This is a genomic window from Solidesulfovibrio sp. C21 (assembly GCF_047785625.1).
GTDB lineage: Bacteria > Desulfobacterota > Desulfovibrionia > Desulfovibrionales > Desulfovibrionaceae > Solidesulfovibrio.
The window spans coordinates 56800-67812 of sequence record NZ_JBLODY010000013.1; the positions used below are offsets into that span (position 1 = coordinate 56800).

Below are 11013 nucleotides of genomic sequence, written 5' to 3' on the forward strand. Positions count from 1 at the left end.
GGCCGTGTCGTCGTGGAATGGGATTGGCGTATTGTTCCCGCAGCTGCCTCGCCGCTATCCTGACCTCCTGGAGATCTTATGCCGCGTGCGTGTTCTTCCCTGCTTGCCGGCCTGTTTTGTTGCCTGCTGCTGGCTTCCTGCCAGGCGGCCGCTCCTGGTCCAAAGGCGATTTCTCTCCGGACGCCGGCAAAGGCCACGGAAGCCGGGCGGAGCGTTTCACCGCTGGCCGGGGCGCAACAGCTGGTCCTGGTGGTGCCCGAAAGCTTCAACGACAATCAGGCCACCATGCGTCGCTTCGAACGGGCAGGGGACGGCCCGTGGCAGCCGGTCGGAGACGCCGTGCCGGTGACCATCGGCAAAAACGGCATGGCCTGGGGCAGGGGGCTTTCCGGCGAGCCGCCGGCGGACGGCCCGGTCAAGGTCGAGGGCGACGGCCGTTCCCCCGCCGGGGTCTTCGCCTTTGGCACGGCCTTCGCCTATCAGCCGGAGACGTTGCCCCATGTGGCCAGGATGCCCATGCACCGGGTCACCGACCAGACCGTGTGCGTGGAGACCGCCACCTCCGCCTCCTACAACCGGATCGTGGATGAAAATACCGTGGCCGTGCATGATTGGACGAGTCCCGACCGGATGCTGCGGCCCGACGGCCTGTACCGCTACGGTCTTATGGTCGAGCACAACGCACCCGACACCAAACCCGGCGCGGGCTCGTGCATCTTTTTTCATCTTTGGCGACGCCCGGGTGCGCCCACCGTCGGTTGCACAGCCATGCGGGAGTCGTCCATGCTGACCTTGCTCGGCTGGATCGACGCCGCGAAAAAGCCGGTGGTGGTACAACTGCCGCAGGCGGAATTGCGAAAGCTGGCCCCGGTCTGGGGCGCGCCGGAACTGGTTTCCGGGGATGCATCCTAAAATCGTCGGGAGACGAGGGAACGCGATCCGGCCTGGGCGCTTGAACTGTGTCGGAAGCGAAAGGCCTCCTTTGGCTGACCGACGGGGTCAGGGCAGCCGCGCACGGCGCATATTTGAAGAATACGCCTTCGCGTCCGCCCTGACCCCGTCGGCCCTGGCTACACGCCCCACGTCCGAAGGATCGCACAAGGGTGCCCGCTCTGGACGCGCAACCGTAACGTCTTGCCCTTCTGAAAAAAACAACTCCATCATTTCCGAAAAAATGACGGAGCCATTCGTAACCCCGATAACGCCTCCATCCCCCTTTTGAAAATTTTTGAAGGGGGGTCCGGGGGCATTCATAAATCTTACGAAATAGACTCGGGTTCCTTGCCCTGTTTCTTGAGGGCGAAGTTGAGCAGCTTCTGGGCCTCGACGAAGGAGGGCGAGAGCCGCAACGCCAGTCGGGAGGCTTTTTCCGCCTTGTCCCAGCGTTGCCAGTCCAGATAGACCCGGCCGAGGTTGAAGTAGAGGTTGGGGTCGGATTTGGCGAATTCCACCGCCCGCATGAAGTATCGCTCGGCGATGTCGTATTTGTGAAGCTTGCGCAGTACGATACCGATGCGGTTGTAGTGGTGGATTTGATCGGGCGAGAGGTTGATGGCCTCGTCGAGGAAGGAAAATGCTTGCTCGTACTGTTCCCCGGAGATGAAAAGCTCGGCGATGTGCGCCCGCAGATCGGCGTCGCGGGGAAATTCCCGGGCCAGCTTTTCCAGGGACTGCTTGGCTTCGTCGAAACGCTTCTCTTCGAGAAGGAGCTTGCCTTCGGCCAGGCCGCTGGCGATGCGCTGCGCCATGTCGGCCATGATGTCCTTGGCTTCCTCCACGGCCGTGGCCTGCAGCTCGCCGAGGAGGGTGACAAGGGTGTCAGCCAGATCCTTTTCTTTTCCCGGCGTATAATCGAGAATGAGCGGATATATCTTGCGCAGGGTGCGGTCGCCGTTAAGAAGCAGCACCGCGTCGGTGATGAGCTTGCCGAACTCCTCTTTTTCCGACTTGATAAGCGGCGTGCGCAGCATCGTCCCGATAGCCTCGTACAGGGCCGACACGGCGGGCAGCGGTTTGGCCTGCTTGAGAAACGTCCTGACCTTGTTGATCTGGGACCGGGCCTTGGTCAGTTCCGAGGACATGCTTTCCCGACGCGTCGGCGCCCGAGGTTATTTGCCCGTCTCCCGGCGCACGAGATTTCGGAAACGGGTGAAGAAATACCGGCTGTCATGAGGCCCGGGAGCGGCCTCGGGGTGGTACTGGATGGCGATGACAGGCTTTTTCTTGTGGGCAAAGCCCTCAAGAGTTCCGTCATTTAAATTCACGTGCGTCAACTCTACGTTGGAAAGGCTTTCGATGTCCACGCAAAAACCGTGATTTTGCGATGAAATTTCAATGCGGCCCGTTTCCAGATCCTTGACGGGATGGTTGAGGCCATGGTGGCCGAACTTGAGTTTGTAGGTCCGGCCGCCGAGGGCCAGCCCCAGGAGCTGATGTCCCAGGCAGATGCCGGCCAGGGGATAGTCCTCGGCCAGACGGGCGGTGGTCGCGACGAGGTCGGTCAGGGCGGCCGGGTCGCCGGGGCCGGGGGAAAGGAAAATGGCGTCCGGGCCAAAGCGTCTGACCTGGTCCACCGTGGTGGTGTGCGGCACCATGAGCAGGTCGAAGCCCTGGGCGGAAAGAAGCCGCATGATGTTCCACTTGATGCCCATATCGAAGACCACCAGCCGGGGGCCGTCGCCGGGCCAGTCGTAGGCTCCGTCGACGATGGTCGCCGGCCTGATGCCGCCTCCCGTCCAGACGAAGGGGGCATCGCAGGAAACATCCTTGGCCAGGCCGAGCCCTTCCATGGACGGCAGGCCCTTGGCCAGTTCCACCACCTGGTGCGGATCGGACACATCGGTGGAAATGTAGCCGCGCATGGCCCCGTGCAGGCGCAGGTGGCGGGTGAGCGCCCGGGTGTCGATGCCCTCGATCCCGGTGATGCCCTGACTGACGAGGTAATCGGGCAGGCTCATGGTGGAGCGCCAGTTGGAGGGCTCCTTGCAGCATTCCTTGACGATGAATCCGGCCACGCGGATCTTCGCCGATTCCACGTCCTCGGGATTGATGCCGTAGTTGCCGACGTGGGGGTAGGTCATGCACACCATCTGTCCGGTGTAGGACGGATCGGTCAGCACTTCCTGATACCCGGTCATGCCGGTGTTGAATATCACTTCGCCGCCGGCGCCGCCCTTGTCGGTAAATGTTTGGCCGTGAAAAAGGGTGCCGTCTTCAAGGGCCAGGATGGCTTTCATGCAGGTCTCCGCGCGTATGGGCCGTCGGCCGCGGGTTTACGGCCGCCGGCAGGGTATAGTGGAACGGGGCCGGCGTAAAGGCCGGACGCGCCGTGGGTCGGGGTCAATTAAGGCCTCTTGCCCCGTCGCGCAAGCCCAAGTTCCATGAGTTTGGCGATCAGTTGGGGAAAGTCGAGCCCGGCCGCCCGGGCCGAACGGGGAAGCAGGCTGGTCGGCGTCATGCCGGGCAGGGTGTTGACCTCGAGGAGGGTAAGCCCGTGCCTGTCGGTGTGGATGAAATCCGCCCGGCTGTAGCCGGTAAGTCCGAGCGCCGCATGGGCGGCCAGGCTAAGGCGGCCAAGTTCACGGGTCAAATCCTCCGGAATGGGGGCCGGGCAGATTTCGTCGGCCGCCTCGGGCTGGTATTTGCTGGTGTAATCGAAAAATTCCCCGGCCTTGGGCCGGATGAGGATCGGCGGCAGGGCCTCGTCGCCGAGCACGGCGCAGGTCAGTTCCGTGCCGCCGCAAATGCCTTCCTCGATAAGCGCCGTGTCGCCGGTGGCGAAGATTTTTTCGAGCGCCGCCGGCAGTTCGGCCGGATCGCGCACCAGCGACATGTAGACGCTCGAGCCGCCGCTGTTGGGCTTGACGAACCAGGGCGTCGGGAAATCGGGTGCGTACCCGGCCGGCGGCGGCGTGGGCAGAAAATCCCAGCGTGGCGTCGGCAGGCCGTGGCGGATGAAAAGCTGCTTGGAGGCGGCCTTGTTGAGCGCCAGAAACGAGCCGGCCGGGCCGGCCCCCTGGTAGGGCACGCCGGCCGCGTCGAGCAAAGCCTGGGGCAGGCCGTCTTCGCCCGGCGCGCCGTGGAGATTTAAAAAGGCGAAATCGCAGCCTCTGGCCGCGTCGACAAACCCCGGGAAATCGTCGGACAGGTCGCAGGGCACGACTTCGTGGCCAAGGCTTATAAGCGCCTTGCCGATCTGGACGGCGCCGGACAGCGAAACCTCGCGTTCACTCGACCAGCCGCCCGCAACCAAAAGTATTTTCATGGAGATCCAAATCCAGGGTTTGGGCCAGGGCCTTTTCGATGGCTGCGGCCTGTTGGAAGGATTCCCGGATGCGTTCCCGGATGTATTCCGTCTTGCCGTAGCGGGTCAGCAGATCGTCGAAGCGGGCTTCCAAGGTGACGATCTGGTTGTGCTTGACCCGCTTGTCGCTGTAAATGATTGCCAGCGGCAGAAAATGCGCCCGCAGGTCGATGGGCAGGCTCCAGGTGACGTGGCAGGCCACGCCCTGGGCCAGGGCCGGATTGCCGGTCAGTTCCTGCACCCAGGCCCCGCCGAGTTGGCAGTGGTTGCCGCCGTGGCGGATGGTGTAGGTCTTGGCCAGGTCGTGGAGCAGACCGGCCGCCCGTACCGTGGCCACGTCCACATCGAGCCCGGCCCGCACGGCCGCTTCGGCCAGGGCGGTAGCCAGACAGGCGACCAGGGCGCTATGCTCCCGGATGTTGGGCAACATGCCGTAGGCGTCCCACAGTTCGCGGCACTGCGCGTCCGTGGGAACAAAGGAAACCCGCGGCGGATCGGGCGGGAAGGGCGGCGCCCCGGAGCCGGTTTCCGGCTTGGGCTGGCCAGGATCATGGATGTGTTCGGACATATGGGAAACGTCGGTTGCCGGACGGGTTGAAAAGCTTCGCGCCCGGCAACCGGATTGATAGCAACCCCTCGGGAAAAAGCAACGCCCGGCCGCGGTTCTTTCCCCGGCCGGAAATGGATTGGTCGATCATGCCAAAATACCGTGTGCGCTACGAAACCAGAATTATGCAGGCCAAGGAAGGCACCGAAGTGGTGACAGCCACCGGCAAGGGACAGGCCATGCTCGCGGCCCAGGCCATCGTCCACCCCGACCAGCGTCGGGACGAGCCCTATTTTCATTTCGAACCGCTTACCATCCGTGTTCTGGAACCGGCGGGGACCTATGAAGTGGCCTACCGGACAAAGGTGGAAACGCCGCTCTCCGGCGAGGTGGTGGTGGAGGCGACCGACGCGGACAAGGCCGTGTCCAAGGCCCGCTTCGCCGTGCACCAGGAGCTTATCCCGCCCAAGTGCTTCAAGGCGCTGGAGGTTGTCGCGTTGTAATGGCGCCTCCGGCGGCCAGGGGGAAACTTTTTGAAAAAAGTTTCCCCCTGGACCCCCTTCAAAAACTTTCAAAGGGGGCGGGGAGACATTTTTAAGTCTGTGCGAAAACGCGGACACTGGGTTTTTCAAAGGAAAAAGCGACCGCTTACGAGGTTGGGTGGTTCTCCGCGCGGTCAGGGAATACCGAGGCCAGAAAGGTGCAACACGCTGGCAATACTTGGTTATCCGCGCGGTCTGGGGGAAGGAGTGTCTTCGCGCCTGGACCGTGTTCCCAGGGCCGGCGGGGGCATTGCGGACGCGAAGGCGTATTCTTCAAATATACGCCGCCCGCGTCCGCAATGTCCCCCGCCGGCCAACCAAAGGCCGCAATGCCCCCTGCCGGCTAACCAAACTGCCTCCGGCTTTTGACAAAGCCGTTGCGGATGCGCATATTCCTTGCAACGCATACGCCGGGCAACCTCGCCCGTCGCCATCCCTTTGCCGGAGGAGCACCCTATGTGCCTTGCCGTTCCCATGGAAGTAACCGCCATCAACGATAAAGTGGCCGATGTGGAAATCGGCGGCGTCACCCGCCAGGTGCGCCTGGACCTCATCGACGCCGCGCCGGCCTTGGGCGATTTCGTCATTGTCCACGCCGGGTTCGCCATTCGCCGCCTGGACCGCGAGGACGCCCTGGAAACCATCAAACTCTTTCAGGAAGGCCTGGACCTTGAACTCGTTTGAGGCTTTCAAGGACCCCCAGCTGTGCCGGGCGCTGCTTGCGCGTCTGACTGCCGAGGCGACCACCCCCTTTCGATTCATGGAAGTCTGCGGCACCCATACCGTGGCCATATTCCAGTCCGGGTTGCGCAGTCTGCTGCCGCCGACCATCACCCATCTGACCGGCCCGGGCTGCCCGGTGTGCGTCACCCACGAGTCCGAAGTGGCCGCTTTTTTGGAGTTGGCTGGCCGCGACGACGTGGTGGTGGCCACCTTTGGCGACCTCATGCGCGTGCCCGGCCCCAAGGGACGCAACCTCAAGACCGCCAAGGCCGACGGCGCGCGGGTGGAAGTCGTCTACTCGCCGGTCGACGCCCTGGCCGTGGCCGCGGCTAACCCCGACCGCACGGTCGTTTTTCTTGGCGTCGGCTTCGAGACCACGGCCCCGGCCGTGGCCGCCACCATCAAGCTGGCCCGGGAACAGAACCTGAAAAACTTCCGGGTGCTTTCCTTCCACAAGCTCGTGCCGCCGGCGCTTGAGGTCTTGCTCTCCGATCCGGACATCAACGTGGACGCGTTCATCCTGCCGGGGCATGTCTCGGCGATTATCGGCGCGACCCCGTACACCTTTGTGGCCGAAAAATACCATGTGCCCTCGGTCGTCACCGGGTTCGAGCCCCTGGATATCCTGGCCGCGCTGCTCGACATCACCGGTATGCTCGAAAATAACGCTCCGGCCATCCGCAACGGCTACACCCGGGTGGTGTCCGACGCCGGCAATCCCGTGGCCATGGCCATCATGGATGAGGTGTTCGCCCCGGCCGACGCGCTCTGGCGGGGCCTGGGGCTCATTCCCCAAAGCGGGTTGGTCATTCGCGAGGAATTCGCCGATTTCGACGCCATGCGCCTGCCGGGCGTGGCGCTTAAGGAAACGCCGCCGCTTCCCGGCTGCCGCTGCGGCGATGTGCTCAAGGGTAAGATGGCCCCCAACGAGTGTCCGCTTTTCGGCAAGGCCTGCACTCCGGCCACGCCGGTAGGGCCGTGCATGGTCTCCACCGAAGGGGGCTGCGCCGCCTACTTCAAGTACAGGCTCGACCTGTAGGCAAAAGGATCAGGGGGAATGCCTCCGGCGGCCAAGGGGCGGGGGCTTTTGGAATCCCGAAAGGAGTTCTTTCCCCTGTTGCATGTCTACCCGGAGCCTGCGTTCGGGAAATCCGGATCATTCCCGAAAAGCGATCGCATGCTTTTCGGGAATGCGATACGAGGAGCCCCTGCCTTGTCCGATGCCGACGAGATTGAAACCAAGTTCGCCGTGACGGCGTTTGCGCCCGTGCGCGAAGCACTCGAAAAAGCCGGCGGCGTGCGCCTGTCCCGGGTGTTCGAGGAAAATATCGTCTTCGATACGCCGGGCAGGGAGCTGCGGCGGCGCGACGTGCTCTTGCGCCTGCGCCGCGACGGCGAGGGCCGGGTGACGCTCAAGCTCCCGTCCGAGACGGCCGCCGCCGCCGGGATCAAGATTCGCCGGGAGCTCGAGACCCGTGTGGCCGACCCCGCCGTCATGGAATCGATTTTTTGCGCCCTGGGCTATGCCCCGGCCCTACGCTACGAAAAAGTCCGGGAGACCTGGCAGGCGGGCGAAACCCATGTCTGCCTCGACCGGCTTCCTTTCGGCCGCTACCTGGAAATTGAGGGGCCGGCCGCGGCCATTGCCGCCGTGGCCGCGACCCTCGGACTTGCCATGGCCGAGGCCATACCGCTGACCTACCACGCCCTCTACCAGGCCCATCTGGCGGCCTGCGGCCTGCCGGCCTGCGACAGTTTCGTTTTTGGCCCCGACGAACGCGGCAACGTTCTTTCCGACTTCTCCTGACCTTTCCGCCAGAGGGCCCCGCAGCCTCTCCCGTACACGCCCGAAACCAAAAGGTTGCGGACGGGGAGCGCGCGCGAGGGAAGAACCCGTTGCCGGGGGTTCCCGCATCACCTATTCTTTTCAATAACGATTCCAGTATACTGCGAAGGCTGTTGTCAGTAGGCGCGATTTCTCGTACCCCATTTCATGGAGTGCAAGGCAGGGTGGACGCGGCGCGCCTTGCGCCGTTACCCCTCGACAGTGCCCCAGAGCGACTTATTTTTATCCAGAAACCGCAATCCGGGCGTGATGACGCCCCGAAGTTCCCCGATATCCGGGAAAAGGTGACGGCAAGCCCAATGAGCCATCCCATCGAACAGGAACAACCGGGTCTCGGCGTCGAAGTCGAAGAGGAAGTCCGTGAGCCGAGAAGGTACAAGGTGCTTTTGCACAACGACGATTACACGACCATGGAATTCGTCATCCAGGTACTCGTCGGCGTGTTTCATAAAAACGAAAACGAAGCCACGCAGATCATGCTGAACGTCCACAACAACGGTGTGGGCGTCTGTGGCGAGTACACGGCCGAAGTGGCCGAGCTCAAGGTGTCTCTCGTGCACCGGCTGGCCAGGGAAAACGGCTACCCGCTCAAATGCAGCATGGAAGAGGTCTGAATGCTTAGCAAGAAACTGGAGAAGGTGTTGACCAGTGCCGTCAAGGAGGTCAAGCGCCGCAATCACGAATACCTCACCCTGGAGCACCTGCTTTATGCCATGCTCCTGGAGGAGACGGGCCGGGATATCCTGGTCCACTGCGGCGCCAACGTGGTGCGCCTCAAGCATCAGCTTGAACGCTTTTTTACAGACCACATGGAAGCCCTGCCCCAGAACGCCGAGTCCGAGGTGGTGCAGACCATAAGCGTCCAGCGTGTGCTCCAGCGCGCCATCATGCAGATGCAGTCGTCCGGCAAACAGCAGGTGGAAGTGGGCGACGTGCTGGCCTCCATTTTCGATGAGGAAGATTCCTACGCGGTCTACTACCTCAAGTCCCACAACGTGTCCCGCCTGGACGTGCTGGAGTACATTTCCCATGGCTCCGGCCGCGAACAGGCCTCCGCCGAGGGTGAGGGCGACGGCGAGACGGGCGGCAAGTCCGGCTCGGCCCTGGACCAATATACCGTGGACCTGGTGGCCAAGGCCAAAAAGGGCGAGATCGACCCGCTTATCGGCCGCGATCAGGAGTTGACCCGCACCATCCACGTGCTGCTGCGCCGCCGCAAGAACAACCCCATCTTCGTCGGCGATCCGGGCGTGGGCAAGACCGCCTTGGCCGAGGGCCTGGCCCTTCGCATCGTGGGGGGCGACGTGCCCGAGTCCTTCAAGGACACGCTCATCTACGCCCTGGACATGGGCGCGCTTCTGGCCGGCACCAAGTACCGGGGCGATTTCGAGGCGCGGCTCAAGGGCGTTTTGGCCGAGCTTGAGCAAAAGCCCGGGGCGATCCTCTTTGTGGACGAGATCCACACCATCGTCGGCGCCGGCGCGACCAGCGGCGGCACCCTCGACGCCTCCAACATCCTGAAGCCCGTGCTCGGGTCCGGGAAGCTGCGCTGCATCGGCTCCACCACCTACGAGGAGTACAAGAACTACTTCGAGAAGGACCGGGCCCTGTCCCGCCGGTTCCAGAAGATCGACGTGGGCGAGCCGACCATCGACGAGTCCGTGGAGATCATCAAGGGCCTGCGCACCTACTACGAGGCCCACCACGGCGTGCGCTACACCCCGGCCGGGCTTCGGGCGGCGGTGGAACTCTCGGCCCGCCACATCAACGACCGCTTCCTGCCGGACAAGGCCATCGACGTCATCGACGAGGCCGGGGCCGTGCGCAAACTGTCCGGCAATACCAAGGGCGCCATCGGCGTGGCCGAGATGGAAAAGGTCGTGGCTTCCATGGCCAAGATTCCGGCGGCCCGGGTGACGTCTTCGGACAAGGTGCGCCTGGAGAACCTGGAAGGGGAGCTTAAAGACCTCATCTTCGGCCAGGATCAGGCGGTGGAAGCCATTGCCAAGGCCATCCTGCGCTCCCGGGCGGGGCTGGCCAACGACTGCAAGCCGACCGGATCGTTTCTGTTCGCCGGCCCGACCGGCGTGGGCAAGACCGAGATGGCCAAGCAGCTCGCCGCCGTGCTCGGCATCAACTTCGTGCGCTTCGACATGAGCGAATACATGGAAAAGCATGCCGTGGCCCGGCTGATCGGTTCGCCCCCGGGCTATGTCGGCTTCGAGCAGGGGGGCCTGCTTACCGACGCCATCCGCAAGCATCCGTATTCGGTGCTGCTCCTCGACGAGATCGAGAAGGCCCACCCGGACATGTTCAATATCCTGCTCCAGGTGATGGACTATGCCACGCTTACCGACAACAACGGCCGCAAGGCCGACTTCGGCCACGTGGTGCTGCTTATGACCACCAACGCCGGAGCCCGGGAAATGTCGGCCAAGAGCATCGGCTTCGGTTCGGGCAAGGCCGAGGATACGACGGAAAAGGGGACAAAGGCCGTCAAGAAGCTTTTCAGCCCCGAATTCCGCAATCGCCTCGACGGGATCATCACCTTCAAGTCCCTGACGCCCGAGATCATGGACCGGATCGTGCAAAAGTACCTGCGCGAGCTCAACGCCCAGATGGTCGAGAAGCGGGTGTTCGTGCGCCTGACTCCGGCCGCGGTGACCACGCTTGCCGAAAAGGGCTTTGACCATGACTACGGCGCGCGGCCCCTGGCCCGGGTCATCCAGGAAGAGATCAAGGACGCTCTCGCCCAGGAGATGCTCTTCGGCAAGCTGCAAAAGGGCGGCGAAGCCCTCATCGACGCGGCCCCGGAAGGCGCGCCCGAACTGTTTACCTTCAACTTCACCGGCCGCGCGCCCAAGAAGGCGGCCCAGGAACCGGCGGTGGTTGAGTAAGGGAAAAAGAGGCGGAAGGCCTCCGGCGGCCAGGGGGAAACTTTTTTTCAAAAAGTTTCCCCCTGGCCCCCCTTCAAAAACTTTCAAAGGGATCCGTATCCCCACCCGAGAGTGACCCCCATGAAGAGTTTTGGGGGAGGGTGGGGGTCTGGGGG

Annotated in this window: 11 protein-coding genes; 7 read left to right on the top strand and 4 right to left on the bottom strand. The window is 63.3% G+C overall.

Annotation, left to right across the window (positions count from 1 at the left end; translation table 11 throughout):
- Positions 1 to 78: 78 nt before the first annotated feature.
- On the top strand, positions 79 to 912 hold the full coding sequence (locus tag ACMZ6R_RS06575) for a L,D-transpeptidase family protein (RefSeq protein WP_416110113.1): 834 nt from the start codon (positions 79 to 81) through the stop codon (positions 910 to 912).
- A 347-nt stretch (positions 913 to 1259) separates the two neighbouring features.
- Here ACMZ6R_RS06575 and ACMZ6R_RS06580 read toward each other — a convergent pair whose 3' ends face one another.
- The 4 genes from ACMZ6R_RS06580 to ACMZ6R_RS06595 all read right to left on the bottom strand — a co-directional run bounded on the left by ACMZ6R_RS06580 (position 1260) and on the right by ACMZ6R_RS06595 (position 4871).
- Positions 1260 to 2081, bottom strand: coding sequence for a tetratricopeptide repeat protein (locus ACMZ6R_RS06580; protein WP_416110114.1), 822 nt, complete (start codon positions 2079 to 2081; stop codon positions 1260 to 1262).
- Between the two features lie 27 nt (positions 2082 to 2108).
- Positions 2109 to 3236, bottom strand: a complete 1128-nt coding sequence (gene carA, locus ACMZ6R_RS06585; protein ID WP_416110115.1) for a glutamine-hydrolyzing carbamoyl-phosphate synthase small subunit — start codon at positions 3234 to 3236, stop codon at positions 2109 to 2111.
- A 107-nt stretch (positions 3237 to 3343) separates the two neighbouring features.
- Positions 3344 to 4264: a D-alanine--D-alanine ligase family protein gene (locus ACMZ6R_RS06590; RefSeq protein WP_416110116.1), complete on the bottom strand. Its 921-nt coding sequence runs from the start codon at positions 4262 to 4264 to the stop codon at positions 3344 to 3346.
- Positions 4227 to 4871: an HDIG domain-containing metalloprotein gene (locus ACMZ6R_RS06595; RefSeq protein WP_416110117.1), complete on the bottom strand. Its 645-nt coding sequence runs from the start codon at positions 4869 to 4871 to the stop codon at positions 4227 to 4229. The genes ACMZ6R_RS06590 and ACMZ6R_RS06595 overlap by 38 nt, the downstream gene beginning before the upstream one ends.
- Positions 4872 to 4999: 128 nt before the next feature.
- Here ACMZ6R_RS06595 and ACMZ6R_RS06600 point away from each other — a divergent pair, with 128 nt between their 5' ends.
- The 6 genes from ACMZ6R_RS06600 to clpA all read left to right on the top strand — a co-directional run bounded on the left by ACMZ6R_RS06600 (position 5000) and on the right by clpA (position 10858).
- A complete protein-coding gene (locus ACMZ6R_RS06600) occupies positions 5000 to 5353 on the top strand; it encodes a hypothetical protein (RefSeq protein WP_416110118.1) in 354 nt (117 codons plus the stop codon).
- Positions 5354 to 5848: 495 nt separating this feature from the next.
- The gene (locus tag ACMZ6R_RS06605; RefSeq protein ID WP_416110119.1) at positions 5849 to 6076 is read left to right on the top strand and encodes a HypC/HybG/HupF family hydrogenase formation chaperone; all 228 of its coding nucleotides are present in this window, start codon (positions 5849 to 5851) and stop codon (positions 6074 to 6076) included.
- Positions 6063 to 7154 (top strand): hydrogenase formation protein HypD, encoded by a 1092-nt coding sequence (gene hypD / locus ACMZ6R_RS06610; RefSeq protein ID WP_416110120.1) that lies wholly within the window; start codon positions 6063 to 6065, stop codon positions 7152 to 7154. Before ACMZ6R_RS06605 ends, hypD begins: the two co-directional genes overlap by 14 nt.
- Before the next feature lie 174 nt (positions 7155 to 7328).
- A complete protein-coding gene (locus ACMZ6R_RS06615; protein WP_416110121.1) occupies positions 7329 to 7922 on the top strand; it encodes a class IV adenylate cyclase in 594 nt (197 codons plus the stop codon).
- 338 nt (positions 7923 to 8260) lie between these two features.
- Positions 8261 to 8575 carry an ATP-dependent Clp protease adapter ClpS gene (gene clpS, locus ACMZ6R_RS06620; RefSeq protein ID WP_416110122.1) on the top strand — a complete coding sequence of 105 codons (315 nt, stop codon included), beginning with the start codon at positions 8261 to 8263 and terminating at the stop codon, positions 8573 to 8575.
- Positions 8576 to 10858 (top strand): ATP-dependent Clp protease ATP-binding subunit ClpA, encoded by a 2283-nt coding sequence (clpA, locus tag ACMZ6R_RS06625; protein WP_416110123.1) that lies wholly within the window; start codon positions 8576 to 8578, stop codon positions 10856 to 10858.
- Positions 10859 to 11013 lie beyond the last annotated feature (155 nt).

What these genes read in the sequence shown, in the direction of transcription:
- ACMZ6R_RS06600 (WP_416110118.1), top strand. Translation starts at nt 5,000, where the DNA reads ATGCCAAAATACCGTGTGCGCTACGAAACCAGAATTATGCAGGCCAAG.
- clpS (WP_416110122.1), top strand. Translation starts at nt 8,261, where the DNA reads ATGAGCCATCCCATCGAACAGGAACAACCGGGTCTCGGCGTCGAAGTC.
- ACMZ6R_RS06580 (WP_416110114.1), bottom strand. Translation starts at nt 2,081, where the DNA reads ATGTCCTCGGAACTGACCAAGGCCCGGTCCCAGATCAACAAGGTCAGG.
- clpA (WP_416110123.1), top strand. Translation starts at nt 8,576, where the DNA reads ATGCTTAGCAAGAAACTGGAGAAGGTGTTGACCAGTGCCGTCAAGGAG.
- ACMZ6R_RS06605 (WP_416110119.1), top strand. Translation starts at nt 5,849, where the DNA reads ATGTGCCTTGCCGTTCCCATGGAAGTAACCGCCATCAACGATAAAGTG.
- ACMZ6R_RS06590 (WP_416110116.1), bottom strand. Translation starts at nt 4,264, where the DNA reads ATGAAAATACTTTTGGTTGCGGGCGGCTGGTCGAGTGAACGCGAGGTT.
- carA (WP_416110115.1), bottom strand. Translation starts at nt 3,236, where the DNA reads ATGAAAGCCATCCTGGCCCTTGAAGACGGCACCCTTTTTCACGGCCAA.
- ACMZ6R_RS06575 (WP_416110113.1), top strand. Translation starts at nt 79, where the DNA reads ATGCCGCGTGCGTGTTCTTCCCTGCTTGCCGGCCTGTTTTGTTGCCTG.
- ACMZ6R_RS06595 (WP_416110117.1), bottom strand. Translation starts at nt 4,871, where the DNA reads ATGTCCGAACACATCCATGATCCTGGCCAGCCCAAGCCGGAAACCGGC.